Source organism: Blastococcus sp. SYSU DS0619, assembly GCF_054051035.1.
Map to the genome: position 1 here is coordinate 32,741 of NZ_JBJHAM010000024.1, position 17,923 is coordinate 50,663.

General features: G+C 73.5%; 12 protein-coding genes and 1 pseudogene. 9 read left to right on the forward strand and 4 right to left on the reverse strand.

The window, feature by feature from the left end:
* Positions 1-101: 101 nt before the first annotated feature.
* Together ACI79T_RS18880 and ACI79T_RS18885 are read left to right on the forward strand one after the other, a co-directional pair.
* Positions 102-1,217, forward strand: coding sequence for an NDMA-dependent alcohol dehydrogenase (locus ACI79T_RS18880; protein WP_456611637.1), 1,116 nt, complete (start codon positions 102-104; stop codon positions 1,215-1,217).
* 140 nt (positions 1,218-1,357) lie between these two features.
* On the forward strand, positions 1,358-2,026 hold the full coding sequence (locus ACI79T_RS18885) for an HAD family hydrolase (RefSeq protein ID WP_456611638.1): 669 nt from the start codon (positions 1,358-1,360) through the stop codon (positions 2,024-2,026).
* Between the two features lie 25 nt (positions 2,027-2,051).
* Here ACI79T_RS18885 and ACI79T_RS18890 read toward each other — a convergent pair whose 3' ends face one another.
* Positions 2,052-2,879, reverse strand: coding sequence for a glycerophosphodiester phosphodiesterase (locus ACI79T_RS18890; protein ID WP_456611639.1), 828 nt, complete (start codon positions 2,877-2,879; stop codon positions 2,052-2,054).
* A gap of 94 nt (positions 2,880-2,973) precedes the next feature.
* Positions 2,974-3,939, reverse strand: coding sequence for a glucosyl-3-phosphoglycerate synthase (locus ACI79T_RS18895; protein ID WP_456611640.1), 966 nt, complete (start codon positions 3,937-3,939; stop codon positions 2,974-2,976).
* Positions 3,940-4,131: 192 nt separating this feature from the next.
* Between ACI79T_RS18895 and ACI79T_RS18900 the strand changes: the two genes are divergently transcribed.
* From ACI79T_RS18900 to nrfD, 7 genes and pseudogenes are all read left to right on the forward strand, one after another.
* Complete coding sequence (locus ACI79T_RS18900; RefSeq protein ID WP_456611641.1) at positions 4,132-4,410, forward strand: hypothetical protein; 279 nt, start codon at positions 4,132-4,134, stop codon at positions 4,408-4,410.
* Between the two features lie 42 nt (positions 4,411-4,452).
* Complete coding sequence (locus ACI79T_RS18905) at positions 4,453-5,184, forward strand: hypothetical protein (protein WP_456611642.1); 732 nt, start codon at positions 4,453-4,455, stop codon at positions 5,182-5,184.
* 40 nt (positions 5,185-5,224) lie between these two features.
* The gene (locus ACI79T_RS18910; RefSeq protein WP_456611643.1) at positions 5,225-5,464 is read left to right on the forward strand and encodes a hypothetical protein; all 240 of its coding nucleotides are present in this window, start codon (positions 5,225-5,227) and stop codon (positions 5,462-5,464) included.
* A gap of 130 nt (positions 5,465-5,594) precedes the next feature.
* Positions 5,595-6,212 (forward strand): hypothetical protein, encoded by a 618-nt coding sequence (locus ACI79T_RS18915; protein ID WP_456611644.1) that lies wholly within the window; start codon positions 5,595-5,597, stop codon positions 6,210-6,212.
* A 147-nt stretch (positions 6,213-6,359) separates the two neighbouring features.
* Positions 6,360-9,650: pseudogene (fdh, locus tag ACI79T_RS18920) on the forward strand (formate dehydrogenase).
* 127 nt (positions 9,651-9,777) lie between these two features.
* Positions 9,778-10,845 carry a 4Fe-4S dicluster domain-containing protein gene (locus tag ACI79T_RS18925; protein ID WP_456611645.1) on the forward strand — a complete coding sequence of 356 codons (1,068 nt, stop codon included), beginning with the start codon at positions 9,778-9,780 and terminating at the stop codon, positions 10,843-10,845.
* A gap of 2 nt (positions 10,846-10,847) precedes the next feature.
* A complete protein-coding gene (gene nrfD / locus ACI79T_RS18930; protein WP_456611646.1) occupies positions 10,848-11,909 on the forward strand; it encodes an NrfD/PsrC family molybdoenzyme membrane anchor subunit in 1,062 nt (353 codons plus the stop codon).
* Between the two features lie 34 nt (positions 11,910-11,943).
* Here the strand turns inward: nrfD and ACI79T_RS18935 are convergent, their stop codons facing one another.
* Positions 11,944-12,792 carry a WecB/TagA/CpsF family glycosyltransferase gene (locus ACI79T_RS18935; RefSeq protein ID WP_456611647.1) on the reverse strand — a complete coding sequence of 283 codons (849 nt, stop codon included), beginning with the start codon at positions 12,790-12,792 and terminating at the stop codon, positions 11,944-11,946.
* Positions 12,792-17,923, reverse strand: a 5,132-nt coding sequence (locus tag ACI79T_RS18940; RefSeq protein WP_456611648.1) for a pectinesterase family protein, incomplete at its 5' end; no start/stop codon positions are given. The genes ACI79T_RS18935 and ACI79T_RS18940, both read right to left, overlap by 1 nt.

Below are 17,923 nucleotides of genomic sequence, written 5' to 3' on the forward strand. Positions count from 1 at the left end.
CTGCGCGGGGGGTCCGGGGTGACCAGGCACGATGGCCCGCGGTGCGCCCGGCTCCGGATGCCGTCGGCGCGCCCACCACGACTGCGAGGAGGAGCCGCCCGGTGCGGACGAGAGCTGCGGTACTGCGCGAGCCGGAGACCGAGTACGAGATCGTCGAGCTGGAGGTCCTCGACCCCGGGCCGGGCGAGGTGCTGGTCGAGATGGCCTACGCGGGGCTGTGCCACTCCGACGAGCACCTGCGGCACGCGAACCCCGGCGGGCGGTACCCCATCGTCGGCGGGCACGAGGGCTCCGGCGTCGTCCAGGCCGTCGGTGCCGGCGTGACCGGCGTGGCCCCGGGCGACCACGTCGTCACCAGCTTCCTGCCCGCCTGCGGGCACTGCCGGTACTGCGCCTCGGGCCGGTCCAACCTGTGCGACAAGGGCGCGACGATCGCCACCGGGCAGCTCCCCACCGGCACCTTCCCCTACCGGCTCGACGGCGAGCCGCTGGGCGGGTTCTGCATGATCGGCGCCTTCGCGCGGCACACCCTGCTCAGCGAGTTCTCCTGCGTGCGGATCGACCCCTGGCTGCCGCTGGACACCGCCGCGCTGGTCGCCTGCAGCGTGCCGACCGGCTGGGGCTCGGCGGTCTACTCCGGCGGCGTGCGCCCCGGTGACACCGTGGTCGTCGTCGGCCTCGGCGGGGTGGGCGTCAACGCCGTGCAGGGCGCGGTGCACGCCGGGGCGCTGCACGTGATCGGCGTCGACCCGGTGGCCATGAAGCGGGAGTTCGCCGAGTCGCTGGGTGCCACCCGCACGGTCGCCGACGCCGGGGAGGCGGCGGCCCTGGCCCGGGAGCTGTCCCGCGGCACCGGCGCCGACGTCGTCGTCGTCACGGTGGGGAAGATGTCCGGCGAGGTCTACAAGGCGGCGTCCGGCTGCCTGGGCAAGGGCGGCACCCTGGTGCTGACCGCGCTCGCCGACCGCCCCGACGAGGGCCGGGCCACGCTCAACGGCCAGCTGACCACCGTCTTCGAGAACCGTGTGCAGGGCTCGATGTTCGGCTCCTGCAACCCGTTCACCGACATCCCGCGGCTGCTCCGGATGCACGAGGAGGGCCGGCTCGAGCTCGACCGGCTGATCACCCGCCGGTACGCGCTGGACGAGGTGAACCAGGGCTACCGCGACCAGGCGGCCGGCGAGACCGTCCGCGGCCTCCTCGTCCACGCCGACTGACCCGCCCCGCCCCCTCCCAGGCATAGGAAGCTTTGCCTACGTATTCGCCTCCGGGACCGTAGGCAAAGGTTCCTATGCCTCAAGGGGGCGGGGAGCGTGACGGTCGGTTGGGGAGCGTGCCGAGTGGGCAGCCCCGGCGCATGAGCTCCCCGCGCATCGCCGTCCTCGACGTCGACGGCACCCTCGTCGACACCAACTACCAGCACGCCCTGGCCTGGTACCGGGCCCTGCGGTCGCTGGGGGAGACCTTCCCGATCTGGCGGATCCACCGGCTGATCGGCATGGGTGGCGACCGGCTCCCCGCCGCGCTCGGTGGGGACGACGTCGAGGCGCGGATCGGCGACCAGGCCCGCGAGCGCTGGACCGAGGAGTTCGACCGGGTGATCGACGAGGTGGCGCCGCTGCCCGGTGCCCGGGAGCTGGTCCAGGCCTTCCGCGAGCGCGGTCACCGGGTGGTGCTGGCCAGCTCCGGCAAGGCCAAGCACGTCGACCACGCGCTCGACCTGCTCCAGTTGCGGGACCTCGCCGAGGCCTGGACCACCAGCGACGATGTCGAGTCGAGCAAGCCCGCCCCCGACCTGCTCGAGGTGGCGCTGAAGAAGCTGGGTGAGCCCGCGGATGCGCCGAGCGTGATGGTCGGCGACTCGGTCTTCGACGTCGAGGCGGCGAAGAAGGCCGGGATGCCGGCGCTGGTCGTGCGGTCCGGGGGCTTCGGGGACGACGAGCTGCGCGGCGCCGGCGCGCTCGACGTCTTCGACACCCCGGGCGACCTGGCCGCGGCGCTGGACCGCCTCGACCTCTCCGCCTGACCGGGCCCTGCCGCTGACGAGCGGGTCAGGGCAGGCGGCCGAGGCGGCGCAGCGCCTCGTCCGGGCGGTCGGTGATCATCGCGTCGACGCCGAGCGAGACCAGGAAGTCGATGTCGGCGGCCGAGTTCGCCGTCCACACGTGCACCTCCTTACCTGCGGCGTGCGCCTGCGCCACGTATCCCGGGTCGGCTCGCAGCAGCGCCAGCCCCGGGCCGACGGCGTCCATCCCGCCTCCCAGGAGCTCGGTGCGCAGCGGGCGCAGCCGCTTGCCGATGAGCTGCACGGTCGGGACGCCGGGGGCCAGCGCGTGGGTCCGCCGCACGGCGAGCTGGGAGAAGCTCATCACCCGGAACGCCGGCCGGCCGGCCCACTGCGCCGGCCGGTCGCCGTGCAGGAGCCCGTAGCGGCGCAGCAACCGCACCAGCTCCTGCTCCACGCGGTTGGTGTGCCGGGTCGGGTGCTTGGTCTCGAAGGCGAGCCGGACGGAACCGGGTGTGGCCGTGGCGAACTCGAGCAGCCGGTCGAGGGTCAGCACCAGGCCGTTCTCGACGTCGGGCTCGTCGGTGATCGCGGTGATCGTGTCGTCCTTCCACCGATCCAGCCGGCCGCGCCGGGCGCCGAACCGGAACTGCTCCAGCTCGGCGAGGCGCAGGGCGGAGACGACGCCGCGGCCGTTCGAGGTGTGCCGGACCCGCCGGTCGTGGACGCAGACGAGGACGCCGTCACGGGTCATCCGGACGTCGACCTCCACCGCGTCGGCACCGACGACGGTGGCGTGCCGGTACGCCGCCAGCGTGTGCTCGGGCGCCTCCGCGGTGGACCCGCGGTGGGCGACCACCTCGGGGGCGTTCACCGGCGCGGGGACGGGGTGGATGCGGCGGGGCGGTCGAGCGGCACGCGGGGATCCTCCCCGTCCGCGGTGGGGCCCGCGACCGAGGGGGTGGCGGCTACCCGGCCAGCCGGGCGCGGTACTCCGGCACGGTTGCCATCGGCGGGCGCTCGTCGACGGCGACGGCGCTGGTCCGGGGCACGAAGCCCGCGCCGTCGTGCCGGAACTGGGTGAGCAGGCCGCTCGGCTCGTGCCCGGACGCCGCCCGGGCGAGCACGGTCGCGACCACCTGCCCGGCCATCGCGCCGAGCGCCTCCACGGTCTGCGAGGTGTGCCGGCGCTCCCCGAGGTCGACCTGGGCCAGCGAGGACAACCCGCCCCGTCGCAGCAGGTCGACGAGCAGGCCCACCTCGACGCCGTAGGCGGAGACGAACGGCACATCCTCGAGGGCCGAGCGCCGCCCGGCGTACTCGCCGCCCAGCGGCTGGACGAAGCCGGCGAGCTCCGGCCACAGGGCGTTGAGCAGCGGGCGGGCCGTCAGCTCGGTGACCCGGCCGCCGCCGGCGGGCACCACGGCGTCGCCGACCGCCAGCGGGCGGGTGTAGCAGCCCTTGACGTAGTCGACCTGCGGATCGGCGAGCAGCGGGCCGAGCAGCCCGGGCACGTAGTGGGCGACGTCGCCGAGCAGGTCGGCGTCGAGGAAGACGACGAGGTCGCCGGTGGTGGCGGCCAGCGACTTCCAGAGCGCCTCGCCCTTGCCGCGGCGGGTGCCGTGGCCGGGGAGCACGTCGGTGGTGGCGACGACGTCGGCGCCGGCGGCCCGGGCGACGGCGGCGGTGGCGTCGGTGCTGTCGGAGTCCACGACGAGGAGCTCGTCGACCAGCGGCACCCGGCGCACCCAGCGCTCGTGCAGGTCGGCGACGAGCCGGCCGACGGTGGCTTCCTCGTTGCGCGCGGGGAGGACGACGCTGACCCGGTGACCGCCGCGGCGCTTGGCGTGCAGCAGCGCGTCGGTATCGATCTCCGCGAGGGAGCGCGCGGTGGTGGTGCGGTCGGCGAACCAGGCGCGGGCGTCAGGTCTCACGGGCCCACTGTCGACCAGCCGGGACGCCCGCACCAGCGTGCCACCCTGCTGTTCACCCGGCCGTCACAGGACCGTTCCCGGCCGCCTGCGGACCCGGCGGCCGGGCGGTGGGGACGGCGGGCGACGTCGTCGGTCCAGGGGTCGCGCGGCGCCGAGTCGCGGTGCGTCGGGGGAGCCCCCACGATGCGGGGCATGACCACAGGTCAGCTGCCCGACCGGTTGCCCCTCCCGAGCGCACAGGGCGCGGAGCGACGACGGGTGGCGCTGCTGCTCGAGACCGCCGACGTCCTGGCGGAGCGGGCCCGGCGCACCGACGACGCCACCCAGGCGCAGGTGCTGCTGCGCCGTTCCGCGCAGCGCCGGGCGCAGGCCGCCCGGCTCGCGGCCGGCGACCGGGCGCCGGCCGCGGATCGCGGGCCGGCGCCCGGCGGGGCCCGGCCGGCGGGCAGCTCCCTCCCCGACCGCGGCTGAACGATCGCCCCGCACCCGGTTCCGCGCGTACCGTCCCGCGGCATGGTGCGGGGACTGCCGCCGGCGCCGCGCTGGGCGTGGGTCGTGATGGCGCTGGGCGTGGTCGCGCTCGCCGCGATGGCCTACCTGCTGGCCAACCGGCCGCCGCCGCCCGGGTTCTCCTCCCCGGCGTCGTCGGGCGGGTCGGTCGACGCCCCGGCGGCCGCCGGGGAGCTGCGCGTCCTGGTCGTGGGAGACGGGACCACCGCGGTGCCCGAGGGGGCCGTCGGCTGGCCGCAGCTGGTGGCCGAGCAGCTCGCCGCCGACGGGCCCCCGGTGGAGCTGCGGGTCGCCGCCGCCGACGGCAGCGGGTACCTGCGCACGCCGCCCGGCGGTCAGACCTTCGCCCAGCTGGCCGAGGCGGCGGGCGGCGACTGGGACGTGGTCGTCTTCGCCGGCTCGCGGGACGACAACGCGGCCGCGGCCGACGTCCAGGCCGCCGCGGAGGCGACCTTCGCGGCCGCGCGCGCGGCGTCCCCGGAGGCGGAGCTGCTGGCCATCGGCCCGGCGTGGCCGACCACGCCGCCACCCGGCTACGTGATCACCGACCGGGACGCGGTGTCGGCCGCCGCGGAGGCCGCCGGCGTGCCCTTCACCGATCCGCTCGCCGAGCTGTGGCTGACCGGACCCGGGCTGGTCGACGCCGGCACCGACGCACCCACCGAGGAGGGCCACCGGTTCCTCGCCGACCGGATCGCGCCGCTCGTCGAGCCTCTGGCGGCCACGGGGTCGTGAGGCCGGGCCCGGAGCCGCGGCACGCGACTAAGGTTGGCCGATGGTCCGCTGGCTGTGCGCTCTCGTCGCCGGAGCGGTCGTCACCGGTTTCGCCCTCCTGCTGGTCACCGGCGAGTACCGCAACGAGGGGCGGGTGCTCGTCACCGTGACCCGGGGCCACGGGCTGCACTCCGGTGACCTGCTCGTCCTGGCGGGCTGGGCGGTCGCCGTCCTCGCGCTGGTCGCGCTCGCCGCCATGCCCGCCCGGCGCCCGGACGCCGAGGCCCCGCCCCGCGGCTGACGCCGATCGCTGCACGGCACCTTCCTGCGGCTTTCTTGCGGATCGCTGCAGCCGGCCCTGCGGTTGCGCGCGCAGGGTCGGTGCTGCCGCGGGATGGACGTGCCACCCGGGCAGCAGGGGAGGCAGCACCGTGACCAGCCGTACCAGCACCGCCATCGCCCACCCGGGCACCGCCGCGAAGGTCGTGGGCACGCTGGCCGTCGTCGCCGCCGCGGGCGCGGTGGCCGGCCTCGGCACCTTCGGCGGGTTCAGCGGGAGCGACAGCGTGGACACCGAGGTGGGCACCGGCGTGCTCTCGATCGGCCTGACCGCCGCCGCCGGCACGGCCAGCGTGCCGTTCACCGGCGGGACGATGCTCCCGGGCGACGTCGAGCAGGTGCCTTTCGACCTGGTGAACGACGGCGACGTGCCGCTCGCGACGGTCACGTTCGGCTCGGTGGCGCGGCGGTCCAGCCCGCTGGACACCGACCGGGTCAACGGGCTGCAGATGCGCATCCAGTCGTGCTCCGAGGCGTGGACGGTGGCCGGCAGCGGCTACACCTGCGCCGGCGACGTCACCGACTTCTACGCCGGCCCGATCGTCATGCAGGAGGCGCTCTCCGGGGCCGCCAGCCTGGCCCCGGGCGGCGTCGACCACCTGCTGACCACCGTCTCCTTCCCCGCGACGGCGGGTGACGAGCTGCGCCGGCAGTCCAGCGCGCTGACCTTCACCTTCACCGCGACCCAGCGGGACGGCGCCGCGCGCTGACCCTGCGCCGCCGGCGGGCGGGGACCGGGCCCACGGGGGGCCCGGTACCCGCCCGTCCGGCGTCTGCGCGCCCTCGCGGACGGTCCGGATCCGCATCGCGGGCCTGTCAGCGCGCCGCACCGCGGAGCTGGTGGCAGAGTGACGCGGGTGAAGACCTGGCTCGAGAGCTGGCCGGTGTACCGGCAGCTGACCGGCTCGGACCCGCTGGGGCGCGGCACGGCCGCCCGCAGCAAGGCGACCGAGGCCGTCGTGTCCCGCACCGCGACCGCCGATCGCGTCGTCAAGAGCGTGTGCCCGTACTGCGCCGTGGGCTGCGCGCAGAACGTGTACGTGAAGGACGAGCAGATCGTCCAGATCGAGGGCGACCCGGACTCGCCGATCAACCGCGGCCGGCTCTGCCCCAAGGGCAGCGCGAGCAAGCAGCTGGTCACCAGCCCGTCCCGCACCACCACGGTCAGGTACCGCCGTCCGTTCGGGACGGAGTGGGAGGACCTGGAGCTCGACACGGCGATGGAGATGATCGCCGACCGCGTCCTGGAGGCCCGCCGCAAGGGCTGGCAGGACGAGGACGCCGGTCACCGCGTCAACCGCACGATGGGGATAGCGAGCCTCGGAGGGGCGACCCTCGACAACGAGGAGAACTACCTCATGAAGAAGCTCTACAGCGCCATGGGCGCGATCCAGATCGAGAACCAGGCCCGCATATAGCACTCTTCGACGGTGCCCGGTCTGGGTGCCTCGTTCGGTCGTGGCGGTGCCACGAACTTCCTGGAAGACCTCTCGAACGCCGACTGCATCGTCATCGAGGGCTCGAACATGGCCGAGTGCCATCCGGTGGGCTTCCAGTGGGTGATGGAGGCCAAGGCGCGGGGCGCCAAGGTCATCCACATCGACCCGCGGTTCACCCGCACCAGCGCGGTGGCCGACCTGCACGTGCCGCTGCGCATCGGCACGGACATCGCGTTCCTCGGCGGGCTGATCAAGTACGTCCTGGACAACGACCTCTACTTCCGCGACTACGTGGTCGCGTACACGAACGCCGCCGCCCTCGTCGGTGAGGAGTTCGTCGACGCCGAGGACCTCGACGGCCTGTTCTCCGGGTACGACGCCGAGAACCGGATGTACGACGAGGACAGCTGGGCGTACGAGCCGGAGAACCGGCCGGAGGCCAGCGCCGACGACCCGGCCGAGGCCGCGCAGCAGGAGCAGCTCGACGACGCCCCCGCCGTCCGGGAGTCCGACCAGGGGCAGGCGGCCGGCAGCGGCGGCCCGCCGATCCCGTCCAAGCCCAAGCGGGACGAGACCCTGCAGCACCCGCGGTCGGTGTTCCAGGTGCTCAAGCGGCACTTCGACCGCTACACGCCGGAGATGGTGTCCGAGGTCTGCGGCATCGAGCCGGCGGTGTTCGAGCAGGTGGCGAAGTGGGTCACCAGCAACAGCGGCCGCGACCGGACGACGGCGTGGGTGTACTCGGTGGGCTGGACGCAGCACAGCGTCGGCGCGCAGTACATCCGGACGGCGTCGATCCTGCAGACGCTGCTGGGCAACATCGGCCGTCCCGGCGGCGGCATCCTGGCGCTGCGCGGGCACGCCAGCATCCAGGGCTCCACCGACGTCCCGACGCTGTTCAACCTGCTGCCCGGCTACCTGCCGATGCCGCACGCGATGCAGCACTCGACGCTGGACGAGTACTGCGCCGACGCCGCCGGCAAGGCCGGGTTCTGGGGCAACAAGCGTGACTACATGGTCAGCCTGCTCAAGGCCTGGTTCGGCGACGCCGCGCAGCCGGAGAACGACTTCGGGTTCGACTGGCTGCCCAAGATCAACGGCGACCACAGCTCCTACCGGACGATCGCCGACATGATCGAGGGGAAGGTCTCGGGCTACTTCCTCGTCGGCGAGAACCCCTCGGTCGGGCACCCCAACGGCCGGATGAACCGGTTCGGCCTGGCCAACCTCGACTGGCTGGTCGTCCGCGACCTGCAGATGATCGAGTCGGCGACCTTCTGGAAGGAGGGCCCGGAGATCGAGACGGGGGAGCTGGCCCCCGACACGATCGGCACCGAGGTCTTCTTCATGCCCGCGGCCACGCACGTGGAGAAGGAAGGCACCTTCACCCAGACCCAGCGGCTGCTGCAGTGGCGGCACAAGGCGGTCGAGCCGCCGAACGACGCCCGCAGCGACCTGTGGTTCTACTTCCACCTGGGCCGCATCCTGCGCGAGCGGCTGGCTGACTCGACCGACCCGCGCGACCAGGCGCTGCTGCGGATGACCTGGGACTACCCGCTGCACGGGGAGACCCAGGACCCGGACGCCGGCGCCGTGCTGCGCGAGATCAACGGTTTCGGTCCCGACGGCGAGCTGCTGAACTCCTACATGCAGATGAAGGACGACGGCTCGACGTCGGGCGGCTGCTGGATCTACACCGGCGTCTACGCCGACGGGGTCAACCAGGCCGCGCGCCGCAAGCCCGGCGCGGAGCAGGGCACCGTCGCGTCCGAGTGGGGCTGGGCCTGGCCGCTCAACCGCCGGATGCTCTACAACCGCGCCTCGGCCGACCCCGACGGCAAGCCGTGGAGCGAGCGCAAGAAGTACGTCTGGTGGGACGAGGCCGCCGGCGAGTGGACCGGCGTGGACGTGCCCGACTTCGAGAAGAACAAGCGCCCGGACTACGTGCCGCCGGAGGGCGCCAGGGCGCAGGACGCGCTGGCCGGCAACGACCCGTTCGTCATGCAGGGCGACGGCAAGGCCTGGCTGTACGCGCCGGCCGGGCTGGTCGACGGTCCGCTGCCGACGCACTACGAGCCGGTGGAGTCCGTCGTCGAGAACGCCTTCTACGGCACGCAGGCCAGCCCCACGGTGGAGCGGATCGACGGGCCGTGGAACCGGGAGAACCCCTCGCGCAGCGAGGTCTTCCCGTTCCAGGTGACCACCTACCGGCTCACCGAGCACCACACCGCCGGCGGGATGAGCCGCACGCTGCCCTACCTGTCCGAGCTGCAGCCCGAGTTCTTCGTCGAGGTGAGCCCGGAGCTGGCGGCGCTGCGGGGGCTCGCCCACAACGAGTACGCGACGCTGGTCAGCGCGCGCTCGGCGATCGAGGCGAAGGTCCTGGTCACCGAGCGGGTGCGGCCGATCAGGCTGCGCGACGGCCGGGTCGTGCACCAGATCGGGATGCCGTACCACTGGTCCTACAGCGGGCTCTCCACCGGCGACTCCGCGAACGACCTGCTGGGCATCGCGCTCGACGCCAACACGCACATCCAGGAGGACAAGGTCTCCACCGCCGACATCGTCCCCGGGCGCCGTCCCCGCGGGACGGAGCTGCTGGAGTTCGTGGAGTCCTACCGGCGCCGCGCCGGGGTGGCGTCGGGCCGGGTGGGCGTGAACGGCCGCGACCCGGTCGAGGCCGCGGCGGGCGAGGGGTCGACCCAGTGACCGGCGGGTGGTTCTCGATGATCAGGTCACCTGATCGTTCCGGGTCCTGGCTCAGCACCGGTCGTGAGCCAGGACCCGGAACGGTGAGCCAGGACGCTGTCCGCCGCACGCACGACGAGAGGCCGGCATGACCTCCATCAGCTCGGCGAGCCCAGGGCTCTCCGGCAAGGATCCGAGCAACCGGCTGTTCGGGCCGCTGCCCGACGTGTCGGCCGACGCCGGCTACGTCGAGGAGCACCCCGCCCGGGTCGGCTTCTTCACCGACACCTCGGTGTGCATCGGCTGCAAGGCGTGCGAGGTGGCCTGCAAGGAGTGGAACACGCTCCCGATGGACGACTCGCACGGCGTGCGCGACGCCATGGGCATGTCCGGCATGAGCTACGACAACACCGGCATGCTGGGCGCCAACTCGTGGCGGCACGTGGCCTTCGTCGAGCAGACCCGCACCGTCGACCTGCCGATGCCGACGTTCGGCCGCCCGGGTGACGACCGCCAGGGCAGCGGGCCGTCGCCGATGACGTCCGGGGACGGCGTCAGCCTGGCCGACGCGCAGCAGAGCAGCGTGCTCAACGCCGAGGCCCTGAGCGAGTTCGACCCGCAGACCGGGCAGTCCGGCGCGGACAAGCAGATCCGCTGGCTGATGTCCTCCGACGTCTGCAAGCACTGCACGCACGCCGGATGCCTCGACGTCTGCCCGACCGGGGCGCTGTTCCGCACCGAGTTCGGCACCGTCGTCGTGCAGGGCGACATCTGCAACGGCTGCGGCTACTGCGTGCCCGCCTGCCCGTACGGCGTGATCGACCAGCGCAAGGACGACGGCCGGGTCTTCAAGTGCACGATGTGCTACGACCGGCTCACCGACGGGCTGCAGCCGGCCTGCGCCACGGCGTGCCCGACGCAGTCGATCCAGTTCGGTGACCTGGACGAGCTCCAGGCCCGGGCCGACGCGCGGCTGGCGACGCTCAAGGAGCAGGGCGTGGAGACCGCCCGGCTCTACGGCCGGGACGAGAACGACGGCGTCGGCGGTGCCGGGGCGTTCTTCCTGCTGCTCGACGAGCCGGAGGTCTACGGCCTGCCGCCGGACCCGGTGGTGACCACCCGGGACGTGCCGGCGATGTGGAAGGCCGCCGCCCAGGGCGCGGCGTTGATCATCGGCGTGGCGGTCTCGGCCGTCCTCGGCTCACGGAAGCGGTAGCGATGACCGAGGGGATCACCACGCCCGGTGCCGGCTGGCGGCGGGCGGACGGCCCGGGTGAGCGCAAGCCCCCGAAGCGCCACCGCAAGGGCGGTGGCCGGCGGCGTCGCTCGGCCGAGCAGGCGATGGTCGACGACGTCGAGTTCACGTCCTACTACGGGCGGCCGATCATCAAGCCGCCGGTGTGGAAGACCCCCGACGTCCCGCTGTACCTGTTCCTCGGCGGCGCGGCCGGCTCCTCGGCGATCCTGGCCGCGGTGGCCGACCTGACCGACCGGCCGGACCTGACCCGGGTGGGCCGGCTGGTCGCCGGTGGCGGCTCGATCGCCTCCGTCGGGTTCCTGATCCACGACCTCGGCCGGCCCGAGCGGTTCCTGCACATGCTGCGGGTGTTCAAGCCGACGTCACCGCTGTCGGTGGGCACCTACATCCTGTCGCCGTTCAGCGCGGCGGCCGGCGCGACGGCGGCGGTGGAGCTGCTCGGCTGGTTCCCGCGGCTGAAGCGCTTCGGCGGCGTGGTCTCCGCGCTGTTCGGTGGCCCGATGGCCACCTACACGGCGGTGCTGCTGGCCAACACGGCCGTCCCGTCGTGGCACGCGCCGCACAAGCAGCTGCCGTTCGTCTTCGCCGGCTCGGCGATGGCGGCCGGCGGCGGGCTGACGATGATGTTCACGCCGGTGGACCAGGCGGGGCCGTCGCGGAAGATGGCGATCGCCGGGGCCACCATCGAGCTGGCCGCGATGCACAAGGTGGAGAACGACCACGGCATCGTCAGCGAGCCGTACCACGAGGGCCGGGCCGGGACGCTGATGCGGGCGGCGAAGACGTGCACCGCCGCGGGGGCCGGGCTGACCGCCGTCGCCGGGCGGACGCGGGTGGGCGCGGTCGCGTCGGGCGTGCTGCTGGCGGCCGGGTCGCTGCTCACCCGGTTCGGCGTCTTCGACGCCGGCATGGCCAGCGCCCGCGACCCGAAGTACACCGTGGTGCCGCAGCGCGAGCGGATGGCCGCCCGCGAGGCCGGCCAGCAGGTCGGCGAGGGCGAGGGCCGTTCCGTCACGCGGTGAACCCGCCGCCCGTCGACGGGCGGCGGGTTCAGCGTCAGGAGACGGCGTCGCGGTGCCGGCCGCCGGCCGGGAACGCGAGGTGCTGCAGCCGGCCGAGCGCCGGCACGGGCAGCACGTGCCGGCGGAGCCGGCCCCGTGCGCGTAGGGCGGCCACGGCCTCGACCGTGTAGCGCCGCCACAGGCGCCGCGGCTCCCGGGCCAGCCGCACCAGCCAGTTCAGCTTGAGCGGGTACGCCCAGGCCGGGTAGTAGCCGTCCTGCTGCACCTGGTCGAGGAACCCGCCGCAGGTGAGGGCGAGCCCGGACGGCATCCGGCGGGCCACCTCGAGCACGAACGCGTCCTGGTGCGGCGCGCCCAGCCCGGCCAGCACGACGGTCGGCCGGACCGCCGCGAGCCAGTCGTCCAGCTCCCGCCCCTCGGGCACCCCGGCGAAGCCGTCCCGGGCGCCGACGATCCGGCCTCCCGGCGGCAGCAGCGCCGCGACGGCGCGGCAGGCGCCGGCGAGGGACTCGGGCGTTCCGCCGACGATCGCCACCCGCGGGGCCGTCAGCCGCGCGAGCAGCGGCGGGATCACCGCGTCGGCGCTCGTCCGGGGCACCTCGGTGCCGAGGACCCGGCGCAGCAGCAGCCCGTCGACCCCGAGGTAGGTCAGCTGCTGCAGCACGTGCGGCGACCGGTCCACCACGGCGAGGGCGCTGTGGTGGTTCAGCCAGGAGACGCTGACGGCCGGGTGGCCGGCATCGTGCACGCGCGCCAGGTGAGCCGCGACCTCCACCGAGGCGTCGAGCGGTCCGGCCGCCGCTTCGGGCGCGGCCGGCCGGCGCCGCTCGATCCGTTCCCGGCCCAGGTCGATGACCTGGGCCGACGTCGTCAGGTCGCCCATCAGATCGGCCGCTTCGCCGGCCAGACGATCTCGCTGTCGGCGACCTCGTCGTCCAGCCGCTGGAAGTAGTCGCCACCCGCGGGCAGCACGCCCTGCTCCGCCAGCGACGTGGCGATGATCCGAGCCAGCTCGATCGCTCCCTTCGCCTGGAAGTGGGTGTCGTCGTAGCGACCGTCGGGGTAGTTCGGGTACTCGCCCGGCTCGACGTGGAGGAAGTAGTCCGTCGTCCCCTCCGGACCCAGCTCGTTCCACAGGTCGATGCTCATCTCGGTCAGGTCGACCAGCGCCACGCCCTGCTCGGCGGCCAGCGCCCGCATCGCGGCCGGGTACTCCCCGTGCGTGGTCTTGGCGACCCCCGCGGAGTCGAACCGGCGGCGCTCCACCGGCGTCACCAGGACCGGGGTGGCCCCGGCCGCCCGGGCACCGTCGATGTACCGCTGCAGGTACTCCTGGTAGGTGCCGTAGGGATCGGTGTACCGGGTCGGGTCGTCGTCCTTCTCGTCGTTGTGGCCGAACGAGATGAGCAGGTAGTCACCCGGCTGGATCTCCGCCAGCGTCCGGTCGAACAGGCCGCTGTCGTAGTAGTCCTTCGAGCTGGCCCCGGACTTGGCGTAGTCGATCACCGTGGCGTTCTCGGTGGTGAACAGGCCGAGGGCCTGGCCCCAGCCGGTCCGCGGCGCCTCGTTGGACTGGTAGACCGAGGCGGTCGAGTCACCGATGACGAAGACGTTGAGCGGGCGGGTCTCCCCGCTGCCCTCGGTCACCGTCGCGCTCGCCGTCGTCGCCGCGGACTCGTTGCCCGTGACGTCGACCGCGGTCACCCGGTAGTAGCCGGTCGAGCCGACCGGGACGGTGTTGTCCAGGTAGGTCGAGGCGGTGATCGGGTCACCGGTGAGGCGGGCGTAGGTGCCGCTCTCGCTGAGTGCGCGGTACACGACGTACCCGGCGACGTCGGCCTCGGCGTTGTCGGCCCAGTCCAGCGTCACCGCACCCGGCGCCACCTCGGCGGTGAGGGCGGTCGGCGCGGCCGGCGCGGTGGTGTCCGACGGCGGCGGCTCCTCCTCGCCGGTGGGGTTCCAGCCGTCGTTGCCGGCCAGGTAGTCCCACTTGGTGTACTGCTCGGCCTGCGCCGCCGTCAGCTGCGGACGGCTGGCGTTGACCCCGGCGCCCGGGCCGGTGTTCTGGTACTCGAAGAACCGGGCGTCCTCCCACGAGAAGCCGCTCATGTCCGTCCACGGCGCGGACTTGATCGCCGCGGGCAGCACGGTGTCGCGGATGACGACCTGCGCGATGGCGTTCACGTCACCGCTGGGGTGCCAGGGCCGCCCCAGGTAGAACGTCCCGGCCGGCGCGTCGCTCTCGACCACGCTGTCGGTGATCAGGATCCCGTAGGGCAGCGAGATGTCGATGCTGCTGGCCGTCAGGTAGCCGTTGTTCGAGCTGCTCCCGCGGCTGGAGGCGAAGATCGTGCTCCGGTCGAACACCGCGGTGCCCCGGCCGAAGATGAAGTCCACGTCGCCCTCGACGTAGCTGTCCACGAAGTAGGACCGGGCCTGCACGCCCTTGCCGGGCGAGTCGACCATCAGGGTGTCCTGGTCGCCGAGGAACCGGACGTTGTCGAACACCAGCCGGTCGCCCTGGGTCTTGACCGCCAGTGCCTGCTGGCTGGTCAGCGTCGAGGACGCCTCGTCGAAGGAGTTCTCGAACGTCAGGTCCCGGACGGTGATGTCGCTGCCCTTGATCAGCACGCTGGCACTGCCCGAGCTGCCGTAGGTGCCGGAGCCGTCGGGCTTGGGCGTGCCCGCCGCGTTGTCGTAGGTGATCACGACGTCCGTGGCGTTCCCGGTGGTCCCGACCAGGGTCACGTAGCTGCGCGACATGGTGACCACCTCGCGGTAGGTCCCGGGCCGGATGGCGATCACGACCGGGTCGGCCGCGGTGCCGGTGGTGCCGGCCGCGTCGACGGCGGCCTGGACCGTGGTGAAGTCACCGGAGCCGTCCTGCGCGACCAGCAGGTCGTGCTCGGGCAGCGGCTGACCGGCGGAGGTCACCGCCACCGGGTCGGACGGCGCCGACTCGTTGCCGGCGGTGTCCACCGCGGTGACCGCGTAGGCGTAGCCGACACCCGGCGCGACCGCGCCGTCGGTGTAGCCCGGCGTGGTCAGCAGCTCGGTGGTGAGCAGGTTCGCCGCGGTGGCCTCGACCGTGTCACCGGTGGCCCGGTAGACCCGGTAGCCGGCCACGTCGGCCTCGCCGCTCGCTGTCCAGGACAGCGTGGTGGCGTCGGTCCCGGCGGTGGCGGTCAGCCCGGCCGGAGCGGCCGGGGCGGTGACGTCGCCGTGGTCGGGCTCCGGCTCGCCGATGGGGTTCCAGCCGTCGGAGCCGGCCAGGTAGTCCCACGCGGTGCGGTCGGCGGCCTCGGCGGCGGTCAGCTGCGGCCGGTTGGCGTTGACCGTGGCGCCGGCGCCGGTGTTCTCGTACTCGGAGAAGCGGCCGTCGGTCCAGGCGTTGGGGGACATGTCCACCCACGGCTGCACGGTGTCGATCGCGGCCGGCAGCTCGGTGTCCCGGATGGTCACCTGGCCGCGCGAGTTGTGCACCTGGCCGTTGTCGACGTAGCCGTCGCTCCACCCGCGCCACGGACGGCCCAGGTGGAAGGTGCCGGCGGGGGCGTCGCTGGTCACCGTGCTGTCGGTGATCAGGATGCCGTAGGGGTTGGTGTCGGCGGTGCTGGCCGCGGTGAGGTAGCCGTTGTTGGAGCTGCTGCCCCGCGACAGGGCGTGGATGGTGCTCTGGTCGAACACCGCCGTCCCGCGACCGAAGATGAAGTCGACGTCGCCCTCGATGTAGCTGTCCACGAAGTAGGACCGGGAGACGTCGCCGGCGTCGGGGGAGTTGACCAGCAGGGTGTCCTGGTTGCCCAGCACCCGCACGTCGGTGAAGACCAGCCGGTCACCGGTGGTGTGCAGCGCGACCGCCTGCTTGTTGGTGAAGGTCGCGGCCGCCTCGTCGAAGGCGTTCTCGATGGTCAGGTCGCTGACGGTGACGTCGTCGCCCTTGATCAGCACGCTCTGGCTGTTGCCCGTCCCGTAGGCGGAGCCGGTGGCCGGGTTGGTGGTGCCGGCCGCGTTGTCGTAGGTGAGGACGACGTCGGTGGCGGTCCCGGTGGTGCCGAGCAGGCTGATCCAGTCCTGCTCGATGCGCACCAGCTCGCGGTAGGTGCCGGGCTTGATGGCGATGACCACCGGGTCGGCGGCCGAGCCGGCCGCGCCGGCGGCGTCGATCGCGGCCTGCACGGTGGCGTAGTCGCCGGTGCCGTCCTGGGCCACCAGCACGTCGTGCGGCGGCAGGACCTCACCGGTCGGCGTCGCCGTGACCTCGGCAGAGGCGGGCGAGGCGTTACCGGCCTGGTCGACCGCGACGAGGACGTAGTGGTACTCGGTACCGCTGATCACGCCGCGGTCGGTGTAACCGGCGCCGACGAAGCCCTCGCCGACCAGGTTCTCGGCGGTCAGCGCGACCGGCGAGGTGGTCGAGCGGTACAGGTCGTAGCCGGCCAGGTCGGCCTCGCCGTTCTCCGTCCAGGTCAGCTCGACCGCGCCGTCGGTACCGGTGGCGGTGACGCCCGCGGGGGTGGCCGGCGGGGTGACGTCCACCGGGTCGCCCGGCAGGGTCTGCCCGGTCGGGTTCCAGCCGTCGCTGCCCGCGAGGTAGGCCGCCTTCGTGTACTGCGGCGCCTGCTCGTCGGTCAGCTGCGGGCGGTTGGCGTTGATCGTCGCGCCGGGCCCGGTGTTCTGGTACTCGGAGAACCGGGCGGCGGTCCACGGGGTAGTCGCGTTCCAGTCCTTCCAGGGCTGGGTGGTGTTGATCCCCGCACCGAGCTCGGTGCCGCGGATCGTCACCTGCGCCTGGGAGGCGGTGCTCGCCGGGTAGGGGCGGCCGAGGTAGATGCCGCTGCCGTCGGTGACGATCTCGCTGTCGGTGATCAGGAAGCCGTAGGGGTGCTCCGAGCTGATCGACGAGTCGGTGATGCTCGCGCCGGGCTGGTCGAGCACGTGGACGGTGCTGTCCTCGAACACCGCGACGGCGCGGCCCAGGATGATGTCCTGCCCACCCTCGACGTAGGCGTTGGAGAAGTAGAGCCGGCTGTAGGTCGTGGTGTTCGCCGTCTGCAGCTGCAGGGTCTGCTTGTTGCCGAGGAAGGCGACGTTGTCGAACACGTCCTTGTCGCCGGAGTTCACCTTCAGCGCGGTGGCCTGGGCGCCGGTGACCCCGGTGCCGTTCGTGTTGGCCACCGTCAGGTTCAGCAGCGACCACTCGTGGCCGGACAGCGAGACGGTCGGGTTCGCCGCGTCGGCGGCGGTGAGGACCGTGTCGGCGGGGTCGGTCGTCGCACCCATGATCGTGACGCCGTAGCGGTTGCCCGAGGTCACCAGGCCCTCGTAGGTGCCCGGCTGGACCAGCACCAGCCTCGGGTCGGCGCGGTGGTCGGCGTTGTTCGGCACCAGGTCGACGCCGGCCTGCACGGTCGTGGCGTCCGCGGAGCCGTCGGCGGCCACGACGACGTCGGCGTCCACCGGGGTGGCGACGGCGGCGGCCGAGGCGGCCGAGGTGTTGTCCGCGGTGTCGGTCGCGGTGACCGTGTAGGAGTACCGGGTCCCGATCGTCGCGGTGTCGTCGGTGAAGGAGGTGCCCTCGACCAGCGCGTCGGTCAGCTCGACCGGCTCGCCGCCGTCGGCGGTGCGCTGGACGTCGTAGCCGGCGAGGTCGCCCTCGGCGGAGGGCGCCCAGGTGACCGTGACCGAGCTGTCGCCCAGCACGGTGCTGACGTCGGCCGGCGCGGCCGGGGCCTCGGTGTCGCCGACCGGGGCGGACCTGGTCGCCTGCCGGGCGCCCAGGCTGCGGGTCAGCGCGAGGTCCTCCTCGCCGCCCCAGTAGGTGGTGGCGCCGCCTTCGACGAACCACTGGCCGGTGGAGGGGCGGAAGACCGCGATGTCGGCCGCACCGTCGCCGTCGTAGTCGGCCGGGACGGCGATGTCGCCGGTGCCGCCCCAGTAGGTGGTGGCGCCGCCTTCGACGAACCACTGGCCGGTGGAGGGGCGGAAGACCGCGATGTCGGCCGTGCCGTCGC